Origin of the sequence: Streptomyces liangshanensis (genome assembly GCF_011694815.1) — a bacterium.
GTDB classification, from domain to species: Bacteria; Actinomycetota; Actinomycetes; order Streptomycetales; family Streptomycetaceae; genus Streptomyces; species Streptomyces liangshanensis.
Window position 1 is genome coordinate 6,836,022 of record NZ_CP050177.1, and the last position, 23,895, is coordinate 6,859,916.

Consider the following 23,895-nt stretch of genomic DNA (forward strand, 5'->3'; position numbering starts at 1 on the left):
TGGTGTCGATCCGACCGAACGACGAAGGGTGGTGGCGGAATTTGTCCTGAGTGTCACCGAATGTGTCTGTTGTTTCCGGCAGGGTTCCCGCAGATGACGGGGGGTGACCCGCGAGGCGGACCTCCGGTGCGAGACTGGGGCCGCCGGGAAGTGGGGTGCGGGCGTGTCCGGTGGTCCGTGACCGGCTGTTCGCCGGTGCAGTTCTTCGGTGCAGTTCGTCGGTGTCGTTCGTCGTCCGGGGGAGAGGGAAACATGCGGGCCGGAGCCGTCTCTTGAGGATTCTCCATACATCGGACTGGCATCTGGGGCGGTCGTTCCACCGCGTGGGCCTGCTCGACGCGCAGGCCGCTTTCCTCGACCACCTGGTGACGACCGTACGGACCCACGCGGTCGACGCCGTGGTGGTCGCGGGCGACGTCTACGACCGCGCGGTGCCGCCGCTGGGCGCCGTGGACCTCTTCGACCGGGCGCTGCACCGGCTGGCCGACGCCGGCGTCCCCACCGTGATGATCTCCGGGAACCACGACTCCGCCCGCCGGCTCGGCGTCGGCGCGGGCCTCCTCGGCCGGGCCGGGATCCACCTGCGGACCGACCCGGCCCACTGCGCCACCCCCGTCGTGCTCACCGACCCCCACGGCGAGGTCGCCTTCTACGGCCTGCCCTACCTCGAACCGGCCCTGGTACGCGACGCGTTCGCGGCGCCCAAGGCCGACCACGAGACCGTGCTCACCGCTGCCATGGAGCGGGTACGGGCCGACCTCGCCGCCCGCCCCGCCGGCACCCGCTCCGTCGTCCTGGCCCACGCCTTCGTCGCCGGGGGCGCGCCCAGCGACAGCGAACGCGATATCACCGTCGGCGGCGTCGCCGTCGTGCCCGCCGGGGTCTTCGACGGCGTCGACTACGTCGCCCTCGGCCACCTGCACGGCTCCCAGCGCCTCACCGAGCGCGTACGGTACGCCGGTTCGCCGCTCGCCTACTCCTTCTCGGAGGCCACCCACCGCAAGACCATGTGGCTGGTGGACCTCGGACCCGGCGGCGCGATCGAGGCCGAGCGGATCAACTGCCCCGTGCCCCGCGCGCTGGCCCGGCTCCGCGGCCGCCTCGACGACCTGCTCGCCGACGAGACCCTCACCCGCCACGAGGACGCCTGGATCGAGGCCACCCTGACCGACGCCGTCCGCCCCGCCGAACCCATGGCCCGGCTCACCGCCCGCTTCCCGCACACCCTCAGCCTGGTCTTCGACCCCGAGCGCACCGACGACGACCCGCTCGCCTCGTACGCCCAGCGCCTCGCGGGCCGCACCGACCAGCAGATCGCGGAGGACTTCGTGGCCCACGTTCGCGGCGGGTCCGGGGCCGACGCGGACGAACGCACCGTGCTGCGCGACGCCTTCGACGACGTACGGGTCGACGCGACCGTGCGCGAGGTGACCCCATGAGACTGCACCGCCTCACCCTCACCGCCTTCGGCCCCTTCGCCGGCACCCAGTCCGTCGACTTCGACGCGCTCTCCGCCGCCGGCATCTTCCTGCTGCACGGCCCCACCGGCGCGGGCAAGACGTCCGTGCTCGACGCCGTCTGCTACGCGCTGTACGGCGCGGTGCCCGGCGCCCGGCAGAGCCCCGGGGCGTCGCTGCGCAGCGACCACGCGGCGCCCGGGACGTACACCGAGATCATGCTCGAACTGACCGTCGGCGGCAGGCGGTTGGAGATCACCCGGCAGCCCGCGCAGGTCCGCCCCAAGAAGCGGGGCGCCGGCTTCACCACCGAGAAGGCGCAGAGCTGGCTGCGGGAGTACGACCCCGAGGGCGGCGCATGGCGCGCGCTCAGCCGCTCCCACCAGGAGATCGGCGAGGAGATCAGCCAGCTGCTCGGCATGAGCCGCGAGCAGTTCTGCCAGGTCGTGCTCCTGCCGCAGGGCGACTTCGCGCGCTTCCTGCGGGCCGACGCCGAGGCGCGCGGCAAGCTGCTGGGCAGGCTCTTCGACACCCGGCGCTTCGCCGCCGTCGAGGAACGGCTCGCCGAACTGCGCCGGTCCGCCGAACAGCAGGTCCGGTCGGGCGACGAGCGGTTGACGGGCATCGCGCAGCGCATCGCCCAGGCGGCGGGCGCCGGGGTCCCTCCGCTGCCCGCGCTCCAGCCGGGCGATCCCGCGCTCGCCCCGGCCGTGCTGGAGTGGGCGGCCCTCGCCCGCTCCACCGCCCACGAGCGGGCCGACATCGCGGAGTCGGCCCTCGCGGCGGCGGAGAACCGGCAGGCCGTGGCGCGGCGTGCGCTGGACGCCGAACGGGAACTGGCCCGCCTCCAGGAGCGGTTCGCCGGAACGCGGCGGCGCGCCGAGGAGCTGGAGGCCCGCCGCCCCGAGCACGACGAGGCCGCGGCCCTGTTGGAGCGCGGCCTCAGGGCGGAACGGGTCGCGCCCGCCCTCGCCCTGCGGGACGACGCGGACCGGGCGCACCGCGTCGCGTCCGCCGAGTACGACCGTACGCGCGGACGCCTTCCCGGCGACCTCGCGGAGGCGGGCGCCGAGCAACTGGCCGCCCTGGAACGGTCCATGCGCCAGGAGTTGGGCGCCCTGGACGCGGCCCGGCAGGCCGAGCGGCGCAGCGCGGAGATCGGCGCCGAGCGGGCGGGCCTGGAGCGGGAGGCGCGGACCGACGAAGAGATCCTCCGGGACGCGGAGAGCTGGCTCGCCGGCTGGGACGCCACCCGCCGCACCCTCCAGGACCGTGTCGAGACCGCCCAGGAGGCGGTCACCCGCGCCGAACAGCTCGCGGGGCAGCTCGAACCGGCCCGGCGGCGGCTCGACGCGGCCCGGCGGCGCGACACCCTCGAAGCGTCGGCGGACGAGGCGGAACGGCGGCTGAACTCCGCCCGCGAGGAGGCCAACACGGCCCACGAGGCGTGGCTGCGGATCCGGGAACGCCGCCTGGAGGGCATCGCGGCGGAGCTGGCCGCCCGGCTGGTCGACGGCGAGCCCTGCGCCGTCTGCGGGTCCTCGGGGCACCCCGCCCCGGCGCGCGCCTCCGCCGACCAGGTCGACCCGGCCGACGAGGACGCGTCCCGGGAGCTGTACGACCGGGCGGACGCCGAACGGGCCGCGGCGGAAGGCCGGTGCGCCCGGTTGCGGGAGGAACGCGCCGCGGCCCGCGAGGCGGCCGGCACCGCCGCCGTCGCCGAACTCGCGGAACTGACCCGGCGGTTGGACCACGAGCACGCGGAGGCGCATCGCGTCGCTACCGGCACCCACGCGGCCCGCGAGGCGCTCGCCCGCGCCGGGCGCGAGTACGACGAGCGGCTCGCCGCGCGCCACGAGGCCGAGCGAAGGGTCGCCGCGCGCACGTCACGGCGCGAAGCCCTCGACAGCGAACAGCTCGCGTTGGAGGACCAGTTGCGCCAGGCGCGCGGGGACGCCGACAGCGTCGCCGGCCGGGTGGCCCAACTGGAGAGCCGGGCCCGCTGGCTCGCCGAGGCCGCCGACGCCGTCCAGGCCGTCGACACCACGGCGGCGCGGCTCAAGGAGGCCGACGACCGGCTGGCCGACGCCGCGTTCCGGGCCGGCTTCGACACTCCGGGCGCCGCCGCCGACGCGCTCCTCCCCGAGACCGACCGGCGCACGCTCCAGCGCCGGATCGACACGTGGCAGGCCGAGGCCGCGGCGGTCGCCGACCGGCTCGCCGAACCGGACACCCGGGCCGCCGCCGACCGGCCGCCCGCCGAGGCGGACGCGGCGCAGGCCGCGCACGACACCGCCGAGCGGGCCCTGCGCGCCGCGTCGTCCGTCCGTACCACCGCCCGCGAGCGCCGCGCGGAGCTGGGGCGCCTCTCCCGGCAGGCCGAGACCGAGGTGCGCGGGCTGGGACCGGTGCGCGAGGAGTACGGGCGGGTGGCCCGCCTCGCCGCGCTCACCGCGGGCACCTCGACCGACAACGAACGCAGGATGCGGCTGGAGTCGTACGTCCTGGCCGCGCGCCTCGAACAGGTCGCCGCCGCTGCCACCGTACGGCTGCGGCGCATGTCGGGCGGGCGCTACGCGCTCGTCCACACCGACGCGCGGGCCGGCGGGCAGCGGCGTTCGGGCCTGGGGCTCCAGGTCGTGGATGCCTGGACCGGCAGCGCGCGGGACACCGCGACGCTCTCGGGCGGCGAGACGTTCTTCGCGTCGCTCGCCCTCGCGCTCGGCCTCGCCGACGTCGTGACGGACGAGGCCGGGGGCGTCCGGCTGGACACGCTCTTCATCGACGAGGGCTTCGGCAGTCTGGACGACCAGACCCTCGACGAGGTCCTGGACGTCCTGGACTCGCTGCGCGAGCGGGACCGGAGCGTCGGGATCGTCAGTCACGTCGCCGACCTGCGGCGCCGCATTCCCACCCAGCTGGAGATCGTCAAGGAACGGGACGGGTCGGCGGTCCGGCAGCGGGGCGTGGACGCGGCGGCGCTCAGCGGCTGAGGGCGCGGCGGGGCAGCGGCGACGAGTAGACCACGCTCGTCGTCACCGAGCCGAGGTTGCCGATCCGGCCGTTGATCTCCTCCAGATGGGACATCGAACGCGCGACGACCTTGAGGACGAAGCAGTCGTCGCCCGTCACGTGGTGGGCCTCCAGGATCTCGGAGGTCCGCTCCAGCAGGTCGTGGAAGGGCTTGTAGTTGCCGTTCGGGTAGCGCAGCCGTACGTAGGCGAGGATCGGCAGCCCGAGGCGCTCGCGGTCGACGACCGCCGCGTACCCCGAGATCACCCCGGCCTCCTCCAGGCGGCGTACGCGCTCGGTGACGGCGCTCGGCGACATCGAGACGGCGCGCGCCAGCTCGGCGAAGCTGGCCCGGCCGTCCCGCTGGAGGACGTCCAGAATGCGCCAATCGGTGCTGTCCGGTGAATACACGGTCATGGGGCAGGGATAGCAGAGGAAACGCCGGTGGTTCAAGGGGAGCGCCGGGGAAAGCTTCTTCAAAGCCTGCCCGGGCGACCATAGATTTCTGCCCATGACCACCTACACGGATTCCTCGCTCGGCGAGACCACGCCTCCTGTCCCTCCCGTCAACGCGGTGCTCCGGGTGCCGCCCGCCCCGCCCGCCGAGGCCGCCGCCCACTTCGGCGCGAGCCTCGCCTTCCACGCCGACGTCTCCGACGTCGCCGCCGCCCTGGCGGCGGGCGGCGACCCCGGCTTCGTCCTGCTGGACTCCCGCTCCACCGCGTCCTGGGACCAGGGTCACGTCCCCGGCGCCTTCCACCTGCCGACCGACCGCATCGCCGAGGACGCGGAACGCCTCCTCGACAAGGCGGTCCCGGTCGTCACGTACTGCTGGGGCCCTGGCTGCAACGGCGGCGCCCGCGCCGCGCTCGCGCTGGCGGTCCTCGGCTTCCGGGTGAAGGAGATGCTCGGCGGCATCGAGTACTGGATCAGGGAGGGTTTCGAGGTCGAGACCTGGGAGGGCACCGCGCGGCGCGCCGCCGACCCCCTGACGGCACCGGTGGGGGCGGACGCCTGCGGCTGCTGACCACCGGGCCGCGGCACGGGCGCGCTGAGCGCGTATTGCGGACGGGTACGGGGGAACTCAGCGCACCACGGACGGGTACGGGCGCAGGAACGGTACGTCCTCGGGCGCCGTCACCGCGCGGGCTGCGCGCAGGACGACGTCGAGAGCACGGTCGGCGTCGCACGCGTAATGCCCGCTCGCCCAGGCCGCGTTGGCCTCCACCACCGCCCAACCCTCCCCGCCAAGGCCCTCGTCGACCGTGCCCACGTCCACGACCACGGCGCGGGGCAGCGCGGGGACGCCGGGGGCGAACAGCCGGGCCGCGAACTCCCGTACCCCGGCGGCCCGCGGATCCGCTGCCAGGGGTACGACGTCCCGTACGCCCCGCACCGCGTAGCGGCTCCCCGTCACCACCTCGCCGTCCAGCACGTACAGCCGGAACTCCGCCGTGAAGGTCACGATGTCGCTGACCAGGACGGGCACGTCGTCCTCGACGGCATCACGGCCCGGCAGCCGGCTGCCGTCCGGGTACACGCGGGCCGGGAAGCTCTTGTCGTTCGGCGGTTTCATGAACGCCGGGACGCGCAGCTGCCTGGCCTGGGCGAGGGGCATCAACTCGATCCGGCGGCCGGTCAGTTCGTACGGCAGCGCGGGCAGCCAGCCCTCCGGTGCCTCCAGCAGGCCAAGGCCGAGGTCGGGGGCGACCACGTCGGCGAACGCCGGTCCCGCGTACAGGCCCGCCCCGGGGTCCCGCCGGTGTTCCTCGGGGACCCGGCGGTCGCGGAACGTATGGACCCGCATCCCGCGCGCGGTCGCGGCGGCGGCGAGTGCCGTGACCGTGGGGGTGGGCCAGGGCGGGAGGTGGAGGGTGCGTCGGGGCATGGTGGCCAGGGTCTCCCAGGTCACCGGCGGGGCGGTACGGGTTTTCCGGCGGGCGGGTGCCCCGTACCGTCTCCGTACCGCCGCCCCACCGTCCCCGTACCGCCGCCCCACCGTCGTACCCGGGAAGTGCCGGGCGGCGCGCCGGAAATCCGGTGGCCCGGTGGGGAGCGGGCGGACAGCATGAGGGGCATGACCGCTCTCCCTCCCCCCACGCTCGACGACCTCCGCCGCGACCCCCTGCCCCTGCGCGGGCGCACCGCCCTGGTCACCGGGGCCAGCCGGCGGGGCGGCATCGGCCACGCGGTCGCCCGGCGGCTCGCCGCGTACGGGGCCGGTGTCTACCTCCACCACCACGTGCCGCACGACGCCGCGCAGCCCTGGGGCGCCGACCCCGACGGGCCCGCCGCCGTGGCCGACTCGGTGCGGGAGGCGTGCGGGGATCCGGCCGCGCGGGTCGTGCACGGGCCCGGTGACCTGGCCGAACCGGACGCGCCCGCCGCGCTGGTCGCCGAGGCGGCCGAGGCGCTCGGCGGGCGGCTCGACATCCTCGTCGCCAACCACGCCCTGAGCGGCGCCGACGGCCCCCTGGACGCGATCGACGCCGCGATGCTCGACGCCCACTGGGCGGTGGACACCCGGTCGGTGGTCCTGCTGGTCCAGGCGTACGCGCGGCAGCGTGCCGCGCTGCCCGCCGGACCTCAGGGCGGCGGCCGGATCGTCATGATGACGTCGGGCCAGGACATCGGGGGCGGCATGCCGGAGGAGATCGCCTACAGCCTCGCCAAGGGCGCGCTCGCCTCGGCCACCCGCACGCTCGCCACCTCCCTCGCGGACCTCGGGGTGACGGTGAACACCGTCAATCCGGGGCCGGTCGACACCGGCTACCTGACGGGGGAGGCGTACGACGAGATCGCGGCGCTGTTCCCGGCCGGGCGGTGGGGCATGCCCGACGACCCGGCCCGGCTGATCGCCTGGCTGGCCACCGACGAGGCGCGCTGGATCACCGGTCAGGTCATCGACTCGGAGGGCGGCATCCGCCGCTGACCGGGCCCGGCCGCCGGACCGGGTCCGCCGCCGTGCTCGCGCCTGTCAGGCGGCCGGTACGCGGGCCTCGCCCGCCGTCGCCAGCGCCGCGAACAGCGCCGTGGCGTCGGCCCCCGCCGGCAGCCCGCTGACCTGCCCGTCACCGACCTCCACCACCCGCCACACCCCGTCCTCCCGCAGCGCCAGGTCCGTCGTGACGAACCGGGAGCCCAGCGCCCGGACCGCCGCGCCCACCGCGCCCGTCTCCGGCGCGGGGAGCCGGTCCGGGGTGTCCGGATGGGCGGTGGTCAGGACCGGTACGCCGTCCACCCACCACACCCGCGCCTCACCGCCCGCCACGAACGGCTCGAAGGCACGCAGCACCACGCCCCCGGCCAACGAGCCCTCCTGGAGGGCGAAGAAGCGCTCCACCACGGCCGACAGCCGTCCGGTGTCGGCCAGTTCGGGGACGAAGCACGCCTCGTCCCACTCGTGCTTGCGGGACTTGACGTAGTCCTTCACGATGCCGGGACCGGGCCCCAGCGGAGCGGCGAGCGCGGCCAGTTCGTCCGGCGCCGGCGGCGCGCCCGGGGGCCGGGGCAGCCACCGGCTGGGCGGCGTGAGCGCCGCGAACTCCTCGTACCATCCGGGCAGTTCGTGCCCGCGCCGGAAGTCCGCGGCGCCCGTCAGCAGGGCGCATCCCCGCTCGGCGAGCGCGCGTTCCAGTGTCCCGTACACCGGCGCCGGGATCATCCAGCCCCGGTACCAGTACGGCCCCGAGCCCCGCTCCACGCGCGCCAGGGCGCCGGCCAGGTCCCCGGCGAGCAGCGCGTCATGGTCGAGCAGGGCCCGTGCCGTCCCGTACGCCCCGGCCAGGTCGGCCTCCGCGGTGAACGCCGGATCGACCCGGCTCGCGCGCAGCGGATCCGCGCAGAACAGGAACGAGGCGGTCATCAGGTCCTCCACACGCGCGCACGCGGGCGGTGCGCTTCGTCGGGTCCGGGGCGGCGGGGCCGTACGGTCGGTCACGGCCCCGCCGTCGTGTTCCGTACCCGGTCGGGTCTTCCGTGCCCGGTCGGGTCGGAACCTCGACTCCCGGTCGGGTCAGAGCTTGGACAGCTCGTCCACCAGGTCGTCCAGGCCCAGCGGTCCCTGGGACAGGGCCGCCATGTGCCACGCCTTCGCGTCGAAGGCGTCGCCGTGCCGCGTGCGGGCGTTCTCGCGGCCCAGCAGCCAGGCGCGTTCGCCCAGCTTGTAGCCGATCGCCTGGCCCGGCATCGACAGGTAGCGGGTCAGCTCGCTCTCCACGAAGTCGGCCGGACGGCCGCTGTGGTTGCCGAAGAACTCCTGCGCCAGCTCCGGCGTCCAGCGCTCACCCGGGTGGAACGGCGACTCCGCCGGGATCTCCAGCTCCAGGTGCATGCCGATGTCCACGATCACCCGGCAGGCGCGCATCATCTGCGCGTCCAGGTAGCCCAGCCGGCGTTCCGCGTCCGGCAGGAAACCCAGCTCGTCCATGAGGCGTTCCGCGTACAGCGCCCATCCCTCGGCGTTGGCGCTGACCATGCCGACCGAGGCCTGGTAGCGGGAGAGCTGGTCGGCCACGTGCGTCGCCTGCGCGATCTGGAGGTGGTGACCGGGCACGCCCTCGTGGTACCAGGTCGAGACCAGGTCGTACACCGGGAAGCGGGTCTCGCCCATCGTGGGCAGCCAGGTGATGCCCGGCCGGGAGAAGTCCTCGGAGGGGCCCGTGTAGTACGGGGCCGCTGCGCCGCCCGGCGGGGCGATCCGGGACTCCACCTTCCGTACCCGCTCGGCGAGTTCGAAGTGGGTGCCGTCCAGCGCCTCGATCGCCTCGTCCATCAGGCCCTGGAGCCAGACCCGTACCTCTTCGACGCCCTCGATGTGCGTGCCGTGCACGTCGAGGTGGGCGAGCGCCTCCCAGGGGCTCGCGCCGGGGAGGATCTTCCCGGCCTCGGCCTTCATCTCGGTGAGCAGCCGGTGGTACTCGGACCAGCCGTACGCGTACGCCTCGTCGAGATCCAGGTCCGTCCCGTTGAAGTAGCGCGACCAGCGGGCGTACCGCTCCCGGCCCACGGTGTCGGGCGCGCCCGCGACGGCGGGGGCGTACACGTCCCGCATCCAGTCCCGCAGCCGCGCCACCGCGTCGGTCGCCAGGGCGGCGGCCTCGTCCAGCTCCTTGCGGAGGGAGTCCGGGCCGGAGGAGGCGAACTCGTCGAACCAGCCGCGCCCGTCACCCGCCCAGTCGGTCAACTGGCCGACGAAGGTCGCGGTGGGACGCGGACCGCCCGGCAGACCGCGCTCCAGGCCGAGGGCCAGCGAGGCGCGGAAACCCTCCAGCGCGTCGGGCACGGCGCGCAGCCGGTCCGCGACCGCCGCCCAGTCCTCGTCCGTCGCGGTCGGCGTCACCGTGAAGATGTCACGGACCTGGTGCGCGGGCGAGTGGATGTTGCTGACCGCGCGCAGCGCCTCCTGCGCCTCGTGGACGGCGAGTTCGGCCGTGAGACGCTCGCGCAGCAGCCGCCCGCAGCGGCGCTCGGCCTCACTGTCGGCGCCGGGCGACCGCTCGGCGTCGTCGAGCCGGGCGAGGGTCGCGCGCGCGAGATCGGCGAGCGCTCGCTGTCCGGCGGGGGAGTAGTCGGGGAGACGGCGGGAACTCTCCGCGACCCCCAGATAGGTGCCGGTGATCGGGTCGAGTGCGATGAGTTCGTCGACGTAGGCGTCGGCGACCTGACGGGGCAGTGCGCTGCCTGCTGAGTCTGACATGCGGACATCCTTGCGGAGTCGACCACATCCGTCACGTCACATTCCACTCAGGCGGCGGAGTTCCCGGTGTGGGGCTTGGTGGCCTTGACGATCGCGGAGTGCATGCCGTCGGCGACGGCATGGGTGGGAGTGAGTTCGATGTCCGTGAACCCGGCTGCTTCGAGGGCCGCCCGGTACTCGGTGAAGGAGAGGGCTCCCGCGATGCAGCCGACGTGGTCGCCGCGTTCGGCCCGCTGGGCCGGTGTGAGGGCGTCGTCGGCGACGACGTCGGAGATGCCGATCCGGCCGCCGGGGGCCAGGACGCGGAAGGTCTCGGCGAAGACGGCCGTCTTGTCGGTGGACAGGTTGATCACGCAGTTGGAGATCACCACGTCGATCGTGTTCGCGGGCAGCGGGATGGCTTCGATGGTGCCCTTGAGGAACTCGACGTTCGTGGCACCGGCCCTCTTCTGGTTGGCGAGGGCCAGGGCGAGCATCTCCTCGGTCATGTCCAGGCCGTACGCCTTGCCGGTGGGGCCCACCCGGCGGGCGGCGAGGAGGACGTCGATGCCGCCGCCGGAGCCGAGGTCCAGAACGTGGTCGCCTTCGCCGAGGTCGGCGACCGCGGTGGGGTTGCCGCAGCCCAGTGAGGCGGCGACGGCTTCGGCGGGCAGGTCGTCGCGCTCCGTACCGGTGTAGAGGGCGGAGCCGAAGGTGTCGTCGATCTCGATGGCGGCCGGTCCGCAGCAGGCGCTGCCACCGGCGGTGACCTGGAGGGCGGCCGCGGCGTAGCGCCGGCGGACGGTCTCGCGCAGGTCGGTGGACTGCTCGGTCATGGCGGACTCCTCGAAGACGGGGCCTGGCGGGGCCCTCACCGGGTTGTATTCGCGTTCTTCGATCCAACCTTGCGTCTTGGATCGAAGGACGTCAATATAGAAGGATGTCGAAACAAGAGCTTGTGGTGCTCGGCCAGGACGCGGCCGACGGCTGTTGCCCCACTCTGCTGAGCGCCCCGCTGGACGAGGGGACGGCGGCCGAACTGGCCCTCGTGTTCAAGGCGCTGGGTGACCCGGTGCGGCTGCGGCTGCTGGCGATGATCGCCTCGCGGGAGGGCGGGGAGGTGTGTGTCTGCGACCTCACCCCCGCCTTCGACCTGTCCCAGCCGACGATCTCCCACCATCTGAAGCTGCTGAAGCAGGCCGGGCTGATCGACTCCGAGCGCCGGGGCACCTGGGTGTACTACCGGCTGCTGCCCGACACGACCGACCGGCTCGCCGCCGTCCTGACCCGGCCGGGCGCCCCGGCCGCACCCGCCGCATGAGCGGTACGGCTGTCGGGGCGGCCGGCCCGGTCGCGGCCCGGCTGTCGTTCCTGGACCGGTTCCTCACCGTGTGGATTCTCGCCGCCATGGCCCTCGGCCTGGGACTGGGCCGCCTCGTGCCCGGGTTGGGCGACGCGCTCGCGAAGGTCACCGTCACCGGCGTCTCGCCGCCGATCGCGCTCGGCCTGCTGGTGATGATGTACCCGGTGCTGGCGAAGGTCCGCTACGACCGCCTGGGCGCCGTCACCCGCGACCGGCGCCTGCTCGTGCCCTCGCTGGTGCTGAACTGGGTCGTCGGCCCCGCGCTGATGTTCGCGCTCGCGTGGCTCCTCCTGCCGGACCTGCCGGAGTACCGCACCGGTCTGATCATCGTGGGGCTCGCCCGCTGCATCGCCATGGTCGTCATCTGGAACGACCTGGCCCGCGGCGACCGCGAGGCCGCCGCCGTCCTTGTCGCTCTCAACTCCGTCTTCCAGGTCGTCGCGTTCGCCGGACTGGCCTGGTTGTACCTGGACGTGCTGCCCGGCCTGCTCGGACTTCCGCGGACCGCCCTCGACATCTCCGTGTGGGAGATCGCCCGCAGCGTGCTCGTCTTTCTCGGCATCCCCCTGGCCGCCGGGTTCCTGAGCCGCCGCCTCGGCGAGAAGGCCAAGGGCCGCGTCTGGTACGAGACCGAGTTCGTCCCGCGTATCGGGCCGTTCGCCCTGTACGGGCTGCTGTTCACGATCGTGGTCCTGTTCGCCCTCCAGGGCGACGCCATCACCTCCGCGCCGCTGGACGTCGCCCGGATCGCGCTGCCGCTGCTGGTCTACTTCGCGGTGATGTGGGCCGGGTCCCTGGCCGTCGGGCGGGCGGTCGGCCTCGACCACCCGAAGGCCACGACGCTGGCGTTCACCGCGGCGGGCAACAACTTCGAACTCGCCATCGCGGTCGCCATCGCTACCTTCGGTGCCACCTCGGGCCAGGCCCTCGCCGGGGTCGTCGGCCCCCTGGTCGAGGTCCCCGTCCTCATCGGCCTCGTCCACGTCGGGCTCGCCGCCCGCCGCTACTTCCCCCAGCCCACGGCGACGGCCGACCCGGCCGTCCCGACGGAAGGTTCCGCCCGTGTCTGACGCCCGTCCGAAGCCGTCGGTGCTGTTCGTGTGCGTTCACAACGCGGGCCGCTCGCAGATGGCCGCCGCCTTCCTCACCCACCTCTCCCGAGGACGGGTGGAGGTCCGCTCCGCCGGATCGGCCCCCGCCGACGCCGTGAACCCCGCCGCCGTCGCCGCGATGGCGGAGGTCGGTGTGGACATGTCCGCCGAGACCCCGAAGGTCCTCACCACGGAGGCCGTGCGGGCGTCCGACGTCGTCATCACCATGGGCTGCGGCGACACCTGCCCCGTCTTCCCCGGCAAGCGCTACCTCGACTGGGAACTCGACGACCCCGCCGGACAGGGCATCGAGGCCGTCCGCCCGATCCGCGACGAGATCGAGCGCCGCATCCGCGGCCTGCTCGCCGAACTGCCGCTCAGGCAACCCTGATCACGCGCCACCGAGCCCCGCACCCCGCGCCCCCGCGATACGGGTCGGGTTCAGCCCTCACCGCCGCCCACCGCGTCGTGGCCGTCGGCGGTCCGGGCGGTCCGGGGGCTATGGCTCAGTGCAGCACGGTGCTACGGGCGGTGTTCGGAGTGGTCCGGTTCGACCAGGCCCGGGTCTCCGTGCGGCGGGAGCGGGGCGGCCTTCGGGGTCAGCCGGGCCGTGATGACCAGCGTGCCTTCCTCGATCTGGTAGTCGAGCGGCAGGCCGAGGCTCCGCATCGCCGCGACCATGGCCGTGTTGGACGACTGGGTGACGGCGTACACCGTGCCGCTGCGCGCCTCCGCCGCCAACTCGGCCAGGCGTGCCAGCAGTTCGGCCCCGATGCCGCGCCGCTGCCAGGCGTCCTCGACGATCAGCGCGACCTCCGTCTCGTCGCCGTCCCAGAGCAGGTGTCCCAGAGCGACCACGTTCCCCGACGAGGTCTCGACCGCGAGCGTGCGGCCGAAGCGCGGGCTGAGCAGGTGGTCCAGGTAGCGGTCGGCGTCGCCCAGGGGGCCGTGGTAGCGCAGGCCGAGCGTGCGGGCGGAGCAGCGGGCGTGCATGGCGAGGGCGGCTTCCAGGTCGTCCTGGTCGGCGCGCCTGACCGTGATCTCCTCGCCCTCGGGGAGGGTGAGGACGTCGTGGCCCGCGGGCATGCGCGGACCCAGCCGGGCGTCCAGCTCGACCAGGGCGCGGGCCCGCGCGAACTCGGTCGGCGTGAACGGCAGGTACGGCCGCTCGACCGTGATGGACCCGCCGCTCGGGTCGCGCAGCACCATCGACGTCTCGTCGAGCGCGCCCTCGACGGGGGCGCCCGCCCGGCCCCGGTGCCCGTCGGCCGATTCGGCCGGCCGGGAGTGGATCGTGCAGCGGCCCAGCAACTGGCGCAGCGCCAGCGGTAGTTCCGCCGAGTCCAGGGCCGTACGGGTGGCGAGGCCGAGCACCCGGGTCGGGGTGTCCACGAGATCGTGCGCGTCGGCGCGCTCGATCCACGTGCCGCTGCCGCCCGCGGCGGCGACCTCACGCGTGAGGTCCCTCGCCTGGAGCGTGGCGGGGGCGCGCAGCAGGAACTCGTCCACCGTCCCCTCCGAGAGTGGATGCGTCTGGAGGGTGAGGATGTCCACGCGCCGCGTCGCGAACGCGACGCACAGCGCGGCCAGGCTGCCCGGCTCGTCCCGGACGGTGGTCCGCATGCGCCAGAGCACCGTCTCGGCCGGCACGCCGAAGTCGGCCACCGCGGCGGCCGCCTCCGTGCCGGTGTCCGCCTCGGGGGGTGCGTGGCTGTGCTTGCGTGCCCACCAGGTGTGGAAGGTGGCCGTGGCGATCAGGACGACCGCCGAGACGACCAGGACGGACGCGCCGCCCGGTCCGTGCGCGATCGTGTTGGCCACGGCGTCGGCGACGGCCACGGCCGTGAACAGGGCGGCCAGCTCGACCAGGTCCCGTCGCCAGTGGTGCGGGCGGCGGACGCTCTTGGCGGAAGTCACATGGGTCATGGCCTCACTCTGGACGAATGGTGTTGCGTGATCACGAACGGTTTGTGACTGATGGGTTAAGGATGGATCTGTTCCCTTTTGGACTATCTTTGGCCAATTTTGGCCAGGAGTGCTCGATTCACTGACGCAAAGCGGTCAGCAGCCGCGCCGCCTGCGCCGTCAGCCGGGACGATCCACCCCGCTCGGCGACCGCCGCCAGCGCCGGTGTCACCGGGTCCTCACCGATCACGGCACCGCTTTCCACGCACTCGGCGGCCACGGAGAGCAGGTCCCCGAGCCCGGGACGTGAGGTGTCGGTCAGGAGGCCGGACAGGGCCGCGCCGAGCACGGACCACACTGTCCTGTACGCACCGGTGGCGGCGGCGGTACGCGCCGAGTCGGCCACACGGTTGAGCTTGACCGTACCCGATATCGCCAGCATCGCCATATCCAGGCCCAGTTGCGGCCCGTCGAGCTGCCCCCGGGCCGCCAGCACGAGCAGCGCGTCCACGGCCGACAGGCGGTCGCGCGGATGCCGGGCGGCCAGCCCGTAGGCGATCCCCAGGCGCACCGCGGGCCCGGCGGGGCCGCCCGCCTCCGCGACGACGGGGAGCCACCACGTCCCGGCCCGTTTGTCCCCCTCGACGCCCGCCGCCATGCCGGGCAGCAGCCAGGCGGCGAGGGTCTCGCGGTCCTCGGGCAGCACCCCCGGCCAGTGCGTCACGCCCGTGCTCCAGTGGTGGCAGGTACGCGACGGGGCGGACGCCCTGCCCAGCCACTGGAAGGCCGGGGGGAAGTCCCGCCGTACCACCAGCCGCTGCCGTGTGCCGACCAGGAGGCGTCCCGGTACGCTCCTCGACCACCCGTACGCGCCCTCGGACCGCTCCCCGTCCGCCGGCTCGTCCGCCCGTTTCAGCCCGGGCGCCGGTGTCTTCCCGGCCAGCCACGCGGCGAGCCGGTCGCCTTCCGTCGTGCCGAGCGCCGCCGCCGCGCGGATCGTCGCGGGGTCGGTCCCCTCGCGCCGGACCCGGACCAGCGCCTGGGCGAAGTCCACCGGGGCGGGGGCGGCGCAGAGGCGCTGGTACGTGCGCAGCCGCTCCACCAGGGCGTCGGGATCCACCGTCCCCGTCGACCAGGTCGGGGTGGCGAGCAGGAAGGGCAGCGACCTGGTCCTGACCAGGTACGCGATCTCCCTCAGCCGGGCCTCCACCACACCGTCCAGCTCGGTTTCGGCACAGCACGCCGACCGGGCCGGGCGCGCGTTCGCGTCCCACAGGGCCCGTACCGACAGCTGTTCGAGCACCGCCGCGGCCACCCGGTCCACACCGGGCAGAGGGCCGGCCCGGAAGTCGAGGTCACCGGGGCCGTCGTACTTCCGCCACCAGCGGTCGGCCAGCGGGTCCCGCAGGGCGTCGGCCAGCCCGGCGCGGTCCGTGTGGGCGTGCCGGACGAGACCGTCCAGGAGCCGCTCGAAGGCGATCATCCCGGCCGGGTCGTACGCCCCCGGCTCCGCGCCCGCGCGGGCGAACGCGGCCATCTCCTCGACCAGCTCGGCGAGGGACGCCGCGGCGGGCGCCACCAGGACCGGGCGCGGCACGGGTGGCAGGATCTCCTCGTACGGACCGGCGTCGGCGACGGGCACCGCCTGCCCGCCGAACACCCCGGCCGCCCGCGCCCGGTGCACCGGACTCAGCCCGGCGGCCGCCGCGGCCAGCGCGGACCGGACGTCCCCGTCCACGGCCGGCAGATGACGGGCCACGAGCTTGAGCGCCCGGTCCTGCACGTCGGTGTCCTCGTGCCCGAACGCCTCCCCGACCACCGGCAGCAGGACGCCCGCCGCGGCCGGGTCGCTCCGCAGGACCTTCCCCAGCAGCACGAGCTGCGCCTTGACGAGCTTCTTCTCCGGGCGGAACAGCGCCGACCCCGACATGTCGGCGAGGGCGGCCGCCGGGAGGGCCCCGGACTGGGCGAGCCGGGCCAGCACCTCCTGGGCCAGGGCGGCCACCGTCGACGCGCCGTCCGACACCATCCCGATCCAGTCGGCGACATGGGCGCGCTCCTCCTCCCCGGTCAACTCCAGCCGCCGCAGGAGCTTCAGGAAGAACGGCAGGTCCCGGGTGCGTCCGCCGCGCAACAGCCGCGCGAGGCAGGCGGCCACCAGCGTGTCCCGCTCCAACACCCCTTCCCCGGCCAGGGCGGCCAGCACCCCGGGCCAGTCACCCGCCTCGCCGGGGTCGGGATGCCACCCGACCACGAAGGGCAGCTCCGCGACCTCGAAGAGCCCGAACACCATCTCCCGCGCCTGTGGATCCGCCCGCAGTCCCGAGGCGAGGGGAGTGGTGCTCCCCGACATCGCGATCGCGTCCACCCACCCCCGCGTCAGCGCGTCCGTGACCGGCATCGGGCACCCCGCGAGCCGCACCAGCGCGGCGACCAGCGGATAGTCCTCCTGCGCCGTCGACGCCCGGCCCGCCAGCCGGTGCGCGACCTCGGCGAGCCAGGCCGGATCCTGGTACGACAGGACCTCGGCCAGCAGGGCGTCCGGCAACCCGTCACCCCCGCGCAGATCCGCCGCCCCCAGCCAGGCGACCGCCGACGCCGCGCCCCGCTGACACCCCGCCCCGGCCACCAACAGCGCGTCCCGCAGGCGCCGCCGCTCCTGCCACCGCGTCCACGGCCGGTCCCGCACCTCGGCGCGCAGCGCCTTCAACTCCCGCAGCCCCGCCGCGCGCTCGCGCGCCGTCAGCGGCTTGAGCAGCCCCGGGACGTCCTCGACCCGGCCCGCCCGTACAGCGTCCAGCAGCTCACTCATCGGGGGCCGCCCCCGGTCAGCGTGGCCAGGACCGTGTCGCGCCGCGCCATCCGTACGGCCAGCGCGTGCTTGCACGGCCCGCGCGCACCCCGGTGGTCGGCCCACCACCGGCAGGTGCAGCTGAGCGCCCCGCCCGACTCCCGTACCTGGTAATGCCGTTCACCGGAGGCCACCCGCGCCAGATCGCCCGCCAGCACCACCGCGCCCGAGTCGAGCAGGGCGCGGGCGGCGACCAGCCGCGGGTTGTGCCGCTCGGCGCGGGACGCGTCGTACGGCAGCTCCCGGTGGAAGTACGCCGCCTCCGCGACGTCGTAGCCGACGCGGCCCGCCGTGCCGAGGCGCACCAGCGCCGCCCGCACCCGCTCGACCGGCAGCCCCGCCTCCGCCGCCAGCCCGGCCGGGTCGATCCGCGGCTCCCACGCCAGCAGGACGGACACCAACTCGGCGTCCCTGGCAGCCTCCTCCGTCGCCAGCGCCTCCAGCACCCCGCCCTCGCCGGAGAACCCGCGCGCCGCGTCCGGCGACAGCGTGAGCGTCAGCCGCATGCCCGGCAGCACCACCTCCCAGGCGCTCGACACGGCCACGCCGTCCGCCGCCGGCCCGTACACCCGCAGCGCCGTCGCGTCCCGCAGCACCCGTTGCAGCGCCGCCAGCCGCTCGGGCCCCGGCAGGCACACCGCGCCCCGCACGGGCCGGGTCGTCGGCCGCAACGTCCTCCCGGCCGGCACCACCCACAGCGCGCCGCGCGACGCGGCGCCGGAACCGCGCGGCAGGGTCCGCAGGAAACGCACCGCCTCCGCGGCGGGCAGCTCGGCCCTGAGGTCGAACCCCGCCGAGATCACCTGGGCCTCGGCGAAACCGCGCAGCCAGCGGTCCGGCAGCGGCACCTTCTTCTCGACCAGCGGCCCTTCGAGCGTGGTGACCGTCATCGCGTCGGGACCCACCCGCAGGTGCAGCGGATCGTCACCGGTCATCCGGGACAGGGCCTCCCGCAGCGGATTGTTGACGTCCACATTGGTCGTGCCGTGCCCGGTGTCCGCCCCGTCGAGGCCCTCCCGCAGCACGTCCAGGCGGGCGTACACCCCGCAGCAGCCGGAGAACGACTCGAAGCGCAGCCGGTCCCCGTTCCCCGTCACCACCGGGTCCAGCGACGAGCCGGGGACGGGCCGGTGATACCGCGCCCCCGCCACGTCCGCCACCGCCAGCAGCCCGCGCGCGGCGGCCCGGGGCGACGTCAGGAGCCCGGAGAAGAAGCCCGGACGGTCCTCGGCCCCGAGCGGCGTCACCCCGCCCGAGGTCTCCAGGCCGAGCAGCCGCCCGCCCGGGGTCGTGGCCAGGGCGGACGGACGGGAGTAGGCGAGCGCCTGCGTGGATCGCGTCATGGGAACGACGTTAGGACCCGGCACTGACAATCGCCCCGGACGCCGGCTCGGGGGGCGACGCGGAGGCCGGCCCCGGAGCGGCCGCCCCGCCTACCGCTCCTGTCCGACCCTCCCCGGCTGGAGCACCTTGCTGAACAGGACCGTGCCCCCCTCCGCCCGCAGACGCACCGTCAGCTCACCGCTGCCCCCGTCGATGTCGACCTCGCCGAAGTACTGCGGGGACTCCATCGGCGACACGTTCGCCCGGTCGGGCGCCCGCACGAAGACCCGGTCGGGCCCGAACGTACCGTCGAGCGCGTTGGCCTGGAAACCGCCCGCCGCCAGCGGTCCGGAGACGAACTCCCAGAACGGCGCGAAGTCCTTGAACGCGGCGCGCTCCGGCGCGTAGTGCTGCGCCGACGTGTAGTGGACGTCCGCCGTCAGCCACAGCGTGCCCGTGATCCGGCGGTGCTTGATGTACCGCAGCAGCTCCGCGATCTGGAGCTCACGGCCCAGCGGAGCGCCCGGATCGCCCTGGGCGACGGCCTCGAAGTTCGTCGCGCCGTCCGGGACGACCAGCCCGAGCGGCATGTCGGCGGCGATCACCTTCCACTCGGCGCGCGAACGCGCCAACTCCCGCTTGAGCCAGGCCAACTGCTCGGCGCCGAGGATGCCGGTGGTGTCGTCGGCCTGCCGGTCGGGGGAGTTGGTGTTGCGGAACGACCGCATGTCCAGCACGAACACGTCCAGCAGCGGGCCGTGGCTGATCACCCGGTGGACCCGGCGGTCGGCCCCCCGCTCGTGGAGCGTCGACACCGGGAAGTACTCGCGGAACGCCCGCGCCGAACGGGCCGCCAGCAGGTCGACGTTCTTCTCCGTGTAGCGGACGTCGTCCAGGATCTGGCCGGGGTACCAGTTGTTGCGCACCTCGTGGTCGTCCCACTGGACGATCGACGGCACCTGCGAGTTGAAGCGCCGTACGTTGTCGTCCAGCAGGTTGTAGCGGAAGTTGCCCCGGTACTCGTCGAGGGTCTCCGCGACCTTCGACTTCTCCTCGGTGGTGACGTTCCGCCAGATCCGGCCGTCCGGCAGCGTCACCCGGGACTCCAGCGGGCCGTCGGCGTAGATCGTGTCGCCGCTGCACAGGAAGAAGTCGGGGTCGAGGCGCCGCATCTCGTCGTACGCGCGATAGCCGCCGATGTCCGGGTTGATGCCCCAGCCCTGCCCGGCGATGTCGCCCGACCAGAGGAACCGCACGCCCTGCCGGCGCTTCGCGGGCGCGGTACGGAACGTCCCGTACACGGGCTCGCCGGTACGGCGGTAGTCGTCCGGGTCGGCCAGCGTCACCCGGTAGTGCACCTGCTCACCGGCCGGCAGCCCGCGCAGCGGGACCGTACCGGTGAAGTCGGAGCCGGGGCCGAGGAGCGGACCGTGCCAGGTGCGGGCGCGCCGGAACGACTCGGTGGCGGAGGTCTCCACGATCATCCTGGCCGGCCGGTCGGACCGGACCCACGCGAGGCCCGACGACGACGTGACATCGCCCATCTGTACGCCCCAGGCCGCGCGGGGCCGCCCGGACCGCGCCTGCGCGGGCGCCGCGCCCGCCAGCAGGCCGGCGGTGGGCAGCGCCAGCGCGGCCGACGCGGCGAGTGTGCCGCGCAGCACGCCGCGACGGCCGGGCGAGGGCGAGGCCGCGGGCTCGGGGGAGTTCGGGTGGTACGACATCGATGCGCCTCCAGGGCAGACGGGTGCCGATTGCCGTGCCATGCCTAACGCCTGGCGGCGGCCGCCGCGCGAACCCCGGGTGAACATCGGGCCGTTGGCGACGAGTGGCCCGTCCGGCCGGGATCAGCCGGCGGTGGGCCGGGAGGCCGGGGTCCTGTTCTCCACGCTGTCAGGGGCGACTTGGGAGTCGGGCGAAGTCGCGGGGCCGGGTTCCAGGATTCGGGCGGTCAGGCAGGCGGCGACGCAGAAGGCCGCGGGGAGGAGGAAGGTCAGGTTCAGCGGGATCGCGTGGGTCAGCGGGCCGATCACGGCGGGCCCGGCCAGCATCCCCAGGTAGCCGAGGCCCGCCACGCGCGAGACGTTGGCCCCGGCCGCGTCCGGGTCCGCGTGCCCCGCCGCGCTGAAGAGCTGGGGGACGCAACCGGACAGGCCGGCGCCGACGACGGCCCAACCGACCAGCGCCACCGCGACGTTGGGCGCGAACGCGGCCAGCGCCAGGCCGACCGCGCCGACCCCCGAGCCGTACCGCAGCACGGCGGCCGCCCCCACGCGCGCCGCCACCCGGTCGGCGAGCAGGCGGCCGACGGTCATGGCCGTGGCGAACGCGCCGTAGGCGAGCGCGGCGGTGGACGCGGGCGCTCCCAGGACGTCCTTCACATGGAGCACGCTCCAGTCGTTGGCCACGCCCTCGCTGAGCATCAGCAGGAAGGCGAGCACGGCCAGGATCCAGATGCGCGAGGGCGTCCCGCGCCGGGCCGGGGCGTCCCCGGCGGACACCTCCCCGGCAGGCACCTCCCCGGCAGACACCTCCTGGGCAGACACCTCCTGGGCCGAAGCCCCGACCACGGCCGTCGAAGCGGGATCCGGCCGCAGCAGCGCCCCGGCGGCCACCGCCGCGACCACGAGGCAGAACAGCGCCGTACCCCCCGTCGTGGCGGCCGCGCTCCACCCCCGGCCGAGCGTGAACGCGCCGATCAGGGCCGCGAGCACGCCACCGATGGAGAACAGGGCGTGGAAGGCGGACATGACGGGCCGCCCGTAGCCCCGCTCGACCTGCACCGCGTGGGCGTTCATGCTCACGTCCAGGCATCCGTTGCCGACGCCGAGCACGAGCAGGGCCCCGCCCAGTGTCCAGACGTCGGTCGCCAGGGCCGGCAGGACCAGCGCGGCCGCGCACAGCGCCGCGCTCGCCGGCACGACCGTACGGGCCCCGAAGCGGTCGGTCAGCGGTCCCGCGAGCTGCATGCCCCCGAAGGCGCCCGCGCCCAGCAGCAACAGGAGCCAGCCGAGCACGGCGTGACTGATGCCGGTGCGGTGCTCGATCACCGGGATGTGGACGATCCACATGCCCATGACGAAGCCGGCGAGGACGAAGTACGCGAAGGTGGCCAGCCGGCCGGCCCGCAGTGATCTCTCCATGCCGCGAACATACCGAACATCCTATCTGTTCGTAAACTTGCTCTTCGAACATGATCGGTGTTTGATTCATGCGTGACGAGTGTGGAGCGACTGAGAAGGATCACCGAGGCCGTACGCGAGACGGGCCGGTCGAGCGTGGCGGAACTGGCCGGGCTCACCGGCGCCTCCGAGATGACCATCCGCCGCGACCTGGAGGTCCTGGCCGAGCAGGGCGTCCTGGAGCGCTACCGCGGCGGCGCGCGGAGTCTGCTGCTGCGCGGCGAGGAACCTCCGTTCGCGTTGCGGGCGCAGGACGGCCAGGAGGCCAAGGCGCGCATCGCGGCCGAGGTGGCCGGGCTGATCGCGGACGGCGAGTCGGTGGTCGTGGACAGCGGTACCACCTGCCTGGAAGTGGCCCGCGCCCTGCACGGCCGACGCCTGACCGTCGTGCCGCTCTCCCTGCACGCGGCCAACGCGCTCACGGACGCGCCCGAACTGACCCTGCTGCTGCCCGGCGGCCGGCCGCGCCCCGGTGAACTGGCGCTGACCGGCCCGCTCACCCTGGCGTCCCTGGCCGCCCTGCGCTTCGACACCGCCGTGCTCGGCTGCTGCGGGTTGACCGCCGCCGACGGCCTGACCGCGTACGACCTGGACGACGCGGCGGTCAAGCGCGCGGTCGTCGCCTCGTCGCGCAGGGTCGTCGCGGTCGCCGACGCGGCCAAGTTCTCCCGTACCGCCCTCGCCCTCGTCGCCCCGGCCACCGCGCTGCACGTGGTCGTGACCGACCACGCCGCCCCCGACGACGAGACGGACGCCCTGACCGCCGCGGGCGTCACCGTACGCAGGGTCTGAGGCGCCCGCCCGCCCCGCCGGACGCCCGCCCCCGCCTCCGCCCCCGTCCCCGGGAGAGTCGCCTGGACAGGTGCCGGGCGGTCGGCTGGGATGGGAAGCGTGGCAACCGACATGACGAGCACCGACCAATTCGAAGCCCACCGCTCCCTGTTGACGGGGGTGGCCTACCGGATGCTGGGGCGGATCGCCGACGCCGAGGACGTCGTCCAGGACGCCTGGCTGCGCTGGACCGCCGAGGAACGCCCCGAGGTCCGCGAGCCGCGTGCCTATCTCGTACGGATCACCACCCGCCTCGCGATCGACCGGCTGCGCCAGGCGCACGTGCGCAAGGAGGCCTACGTCGGCCCCTGGCTGCCGGAGCCGGTCGCCACCGACCTCCGCTCGGCCGTGCCCGATTCCGCCGAGCGCGCGATGCTGGCCGAATCGGTGTCGTTCGCCGTGCTGGTCGTCCTCGAATCCCTCTCACCGCTGGAGCGCGCGGTGTTCGTCCTGAGGGAGGCGTTCGGCTTCCCGTACGCCGAGATCGCCACCGTGCTCGACCGGGGCGAGGCGGCGGTCCGCCAGCTCGGCGCGCGGGCGCGGCGCCATGTGGACGAGCGCAGGCCCCGGTACGACGTGGACGAGACCGAGCGCCGGGCCCTCACCGAGCAGTTCCTCGCCGCGGCAGGCGGCGGCGACCTGGAGGCCCTGCTCCGGCTGCTCGCCCCGGACGTCAGGCTGATCGGTGACAGCGGCGGGAAGGCGAAGGCGCCGCTGCGGATCATGGAGGGCGCGGACAAGGTTGGCCGATTCCTGTCCGCCGTCTCGGGCGACGCCGGACTGTACGAATTCAGCGTCATGGAGATCAACGGGGCGCCGGCCCTGCTGGCCCGTACCGGCGGAAAGCTCGATCTCGTCCTCCAGTTGGAGGTGGCCGACGGCGCGATCGCGTGTGTCTACATCGTGCGGAACCCCGACAAACTCTCCGGGGTGATCAAGGAATAAGCCGGGCGACCCTCCGGGTTGCCCCTGTGGACGGCACGACGACGACCGGCCCCGCTTCCGCCATGGACGCGGGGCCGAGTGCTGCGGGCGCCTCACCAGCGCACGAACGTCGTGTGAACACCCTGCGGTAGATTTCGGTTTCGCAGAGTCACGGCGCAGGATTGGTCTTGACCAACCGATTCAGTCGTCCTATGGTCAATAGTTAGTGCAGGAACCTTTAATAAACAAGGGCACGGAAAACCGCCGGGGACACGGCGA

The 23,895-nt window shown here is 74.3% G+C and carries 19 protein-coding genes; 9 read left to right on the forward strand and 10 right to left on the reverse strand.

Features of this window, described 5'->3' with window-relative positions; translation table 11 throughout:
* The first annotated feature begins 272 nt into the window (after positions 1-272).
* Both HA039_RS29735 and HA039_RS29740 read left to right on the forward strand, forming a co-directional pair.
* Entirely contained in the window at positions 273-1,439 is a 1,167-nt protein-coding gene (locus tag HA039_RS29735; protein ID WP_167034505.1) for an exonuclease SbcCD subunit D, read from the forward strand.
* Positions 1,436-4,450 (forward strand): AAA family ATPase, encoded by a 3,015-nt coding sequence (locus HA039_RS29740; RefSeq protein WP_167034507.1) that lies wholly within the window; start codon positions 1,436-1,438, stop codon positions 4,448-4,450. The genes HA039_RS29735 and HA039_RS29740 overlap by 4 nt, the downstream gene beginning before the upstream one ends.
* On the opposite strand, the gene HA039_RS29745 is transcribed toward HA039_RS29740, so the two are convergent.
* Entirely contained in the window at positions 4,440-4,886 is a 447-nt protein-coding gene (locus HA039_RS29745; protein ID WP_167034509.1) for an Lrp/AsnC family transcriptional regulator, read from the reverse strand. The genes HA039_RS29740 and HA039_RS29745 overlap by 11 nt on opposite strands.
* 94 nt (positions 4,887-4,980) lie before the next feature.
* Here HA039_RS29745 and HA039_RS29750 point away from each other — a divergent pair, with 94 nt between their 5' ends.
* Complete coding sequence (locus HA039_RS29750; protein ID WP_167034511.1) at positions 4,981-5,496, forward strand: rhodanese-like domain-containing protein; 516 nt, start codon at positions 4,981-4,983, stop codon at positions 5,494-5,496.
* 57 nt (positions 5,497-5,553) lie between these two features.
* On the opposite strand, the gene HA039_RS29755 is transcribed toward HA039_RS29750, so the two are convergent.
* Positions 5,554-6,357, reverse strand: a complete 804-nt coding sequence (locus HA039_RS29755) for an ATP-grasp domain-containing protein (protein WP_167034513.1) — start codon at positions 6,355-6,357, stop codon at positions 5,554-5,556.
* 189 nt (positions 6,358-6,546) lie between these two features.
* Here HA039_RS29755 and HA039_RS29760 point away from each other — a divergent pair, with 189 nt between their 5' ends.
* The gene (locus tag HA039_RS29760; RefSeq protein WP_167034515.1) at positions 6,547-7,401 is read left to right on the forward strand and encodes an SDR family oxidoreductase; all 855 of its coding nucleotides are present in this window, start codon (positions 6,547-6,549) and stop codon (positions 7,399-7,401) included.
* Between the two features lie 45 nt (positions 7,402-7,446).
* Here HA039_RS29760 and HA039_RS29765 read toward each other — a convergent pair whose 3' ends face one another.
* The 3 genes from HA039_RS29765 to arsM form a co-directional block, all read right to left on the reverse strand.
* Entirely contained in the window at positions 7,447-8,334 is an 888-nt protein-coding gene (locus tag HA039_RS29765; RefSeq protein ID WP_167034517.1) for an ATP-grasp domain-containing protein, read from the reverse strand.
* 150 nt (positions 8,335-8,484) lie between these two features.
* Positions 8,485-10,167, reverse strand: coding sequence for a DUF885 domain-containing protein (locus HA039_RS29770; RefSeq protein WP_167034520.1), 1,683 nt, complete (start codon positions 10,165-10,167; stop codon positions 8,485-8,487).
* A gap of 47 nt (positions 10,168-10,214) precedes the next feature.
* Positions 10,215-10,982 carry an arsenite methyltransferase gene (gene arsM, locus HA039_RS29775; protein ID WP_167034522.1) on the reverse strand — a complete coding sequence of 256 codons (768 nt, stop codon included), beginning with the start codon at positions 10,980-10,982 and terminating at the stop codon, positions 10,215-10,217.
* A gap of 104 nt (positions 10,983-11,086) precedes the next feature.
* Here arsM and HA039_RS29780 point away from each other — a divergent pair, with 104 nt between their 5' ends.
* Genes HA039_RS29780 through HA039_RS29790 form a run of 3 tightly spaced genes read left to right on the forward strand, consistent with a single transcriptional unit; the run spans position 11,087 to position 12,991 of the window.
* On the forward strand, positions 11,087-11,467 hold the full coding sequence (locus HA039_RS29780) for an ArsR/SmtB family transcription factor (protein ID WP_167034524.1): 381 nt from the start codon (positions 11,087-11,089) through the stop codon (positions 11,465-11,467).
* Positions 11,464-12,579 carry an ACR3 family arsenite efflux transporter gene (gene arsB, locus HA039_RS29785; RefSeq protein WP_167034526.1) on the forward strand — a complete coding sequence of 372 codons (1,116 nt, stop codon included), beginning with the start codon at positions 11,464-11,466 and terminating at the stop codon, positions 12,577-12,579. Before HA039_RS29780 ends, arsB begins: the two co-directional genes overlap by 4 nt.
* Positions 12,572-12,991 carry an arsenate reductase ArsC gene (locus tag HA039_RS29790; protein ID WP_167034528.1) on the forward strand — a complete coding sequence of 140 codons (420 nt, stop codon included), beginning with the start codon at positions 12,572-12,574 and terminating at the stop codon, positions 12,989-12,991. Before arsB ends, HA039_RS29790 begins: the two co-directional genes overlap by 8 nt.
* Positions 12,992-13,122: 131 nt before the next feature.
* On the opposite strand, the gene HA039_RS29795 is transcribed toward HA039_RS29790, so the two are convergent.
* From HA039_RS29795 to HA039_RS29815, 5 genes are all read right to left on the reverse strand, one after another.
* The gene (locus HA039_RS29795; RefSeq protein ID WP_167034530.1) at positions 13,123-14,526 is read right to left on the reverse strand and encodes a GNAT family N-acetyltransferase; all 1,404 of its coding nucleotides are present in this window, start codon (positions 14,524-14,526) and stop codon (positions 13,123-13,125) included.
* 118 nt (positions 14,527-14,644) lie between these two features.
* Positions 14,645-17,317, reverse strand: coding sequence for a DUF7824 domain-containing protein (locus HA039_RS29800; RefSeq protein WP_167034532.1), 2,673 nt, complete (start codon positions 17,315-17,317; stop codon positions 14,645-14,647).
* The gene (locus HA039_RS29805; protein ID WP_167034534.1) at positions 17,314-18,699 is read right to left on the reverse strand and encodes an SWIM zinc finger family protein; all 1,386 of its coding nucleotides are present in this window, start codon (positions 18,697-18,699) and stop codon (positions 17,314-17,316) included. The genes HA039_RS29800 and HA039_RS29805 overlap by 4 nt, the downstream gene beginning before the upstream one ends.
* Before the next feature lie 90 nt (positions 18,700-18,789).
* The gene (locus HA039_RS29810) at positions 18,790-20,403 is read right to left on the reverse strand and encodes an alkaline phosphatase D family protein (protein ID WP_167034536.1); all 1,614 of its coding nucleotides are present in this window, start codon (positions 20,401-20,403) and stop codon (positions 18,790-18,792) included.
* A gap of 123 nt (positions 20,404-20,526) precedes the next feature.
* A complete protein-coding gene (locus HA039_RS29815) occupies positions 20,527-21,822 on the reverse strand; it encodes an MFS transporter (RefSeq protein ID WP_167034538.1) in 1,296 nt (431 codons plus the stop codon).
* 72 nt (positions 21,823-21,894) lie between these two features.
* Here HA039_RS29815 and HA039_RS29820 point away from each other — a divergent pair, with 72 nt between their 5' ends.
* On the forward strand, positions 21,895-22,653 hold the full coding sequence (locus tag HA039_RS29820; protein WP_167034540.1) for a DeoR/GlpR family DNA-binding transcription regulator: 759 nt from the start codon (positions 21,895-21,897) through the stop codon (positions 22,651-22,653).
* Positions 22,654-22,764: 111 nt separating this feature from the next.
* Positions 22,765-23,637 (forward strand): RNA polymerase sigma factor SigJ, encoded by an 873-nt coding sequence (sigJ, locus tag HA039_RS29825; RefSeq protein ID WP_425086428.1) that lies wholly within the window; start codon positions 22,765-22,767, stop codon positions 23,635-23,637.
* The last annotated feature ends 258 nt before the right edge of the window (positions 23,638-23,895 follow it).

Coding starts and splice junctions, on each gene's coding strand:
- HA039_RS29805 (WP_167034534.1), bottom strand. CDS start 18,699: ATGACGCGATCCACGCAGGCGCTCGCCTACTCCCGTCCGTCCGCCCTG.
- HA039_RS29810 (WP_167034536.1), bottom strand. CDS start 20,403: ATGTCGTACCACCCGAACTCCCCCGAGCCCGCGGCCTCGCCCTCGCCC.
- arsB (WP_167034526.1), top strand. CDS start 11,464: ATGAGCGGTACGGCTGTCGGGGCGGCCGGCCCGGTCGCGGCCCGGCTG.
- HA039_RS29745 (WP_167034509.1), bottom strand. CDS start 4,886: ATGACCGTGTATTCACCGGACAGCACCGATTGGCGCATTCTGGACGTC.
- HA039_RS29760 (WP_167034515.1), top strand. CDS start 6,547: ATGACCGCTCTCCCTCCCCCCACGCTCGACGACCTCCGCCGCGACCCC.
- HA039_RS29750 (WP_167034511.1), top strand. CDS start 4,981: ATGACCACCTACACGGATTCCTCGCTCGGCGAGACCACGCCTCCTGTC.
- HA039_RS29795 (WP_167034530.1), bottom strand. CDS start 14,526: ATGACCCATGTGACTTCCGCCAAGAGCGTCCGCCGCCCGCACCACTGG.
- HA039_RS29815 (WP_167034538.1), bottom strand. CDS start 21,822: ATGGAGAGATCACTGCGGGCCGGCCGGCTGGCCACCTTCGCGTACTTC.
- HA039_RS29800 (WP_167034532.1), bottom strand. CDS start 17,317: ATGAGTGAGCTGCTGGACGCTGTACGGGCGGGCCGGGTCGAGGACGTC.
- sigJ (WP_425086428.1), top strand. CDS start 22,765: ATGACGAGCACCGACCAATTCGAAGCCCACCGCTCCCTGTTGACGGGG.
- HA039_RS29770 (WP_167034520.1), bottom strand. CDS start 10,167: ATGTCAGACTCAGCAGGCAGCGCACTGCCCCGTCAGGTCGCCGACGCC.
- HA039_RS29740 (WP_167034507.1), top strand. CDS start 1,436: ATGAGACTGCACCGCCTCACCCTCACCGCCTTCGGCCCCTTCGCCGGC.
- arsM (WP_167034522.1), bottom strand. CDS start 10,982: ATGACCGAGCAGTCCACCGACCTGCGCGAGACCGTCCGCCGGCGCTAC.
- HA039_RS29780 (WP_167034524.1), top strand. CDS start 11,087: ATGTCGAAACAAGAGCTTGTGGTGCTCGGCCAGGACGCGGCCGACGGC.
- HA039_RS29755 (WP_167034513.1), bottom strand. CDS start 6,357: ATGCCCCGACGCACCCTCCACCTCCCGCCCTGGCCCACCCCCACGGTC.
- HA039_RS29765 (WP_167034517.1), bottom strand. CDS start 8,334: ATGACCGCCTCGTTCCTGTTCTGCGCGGATCCGCTGCGCGCGAGCCGG.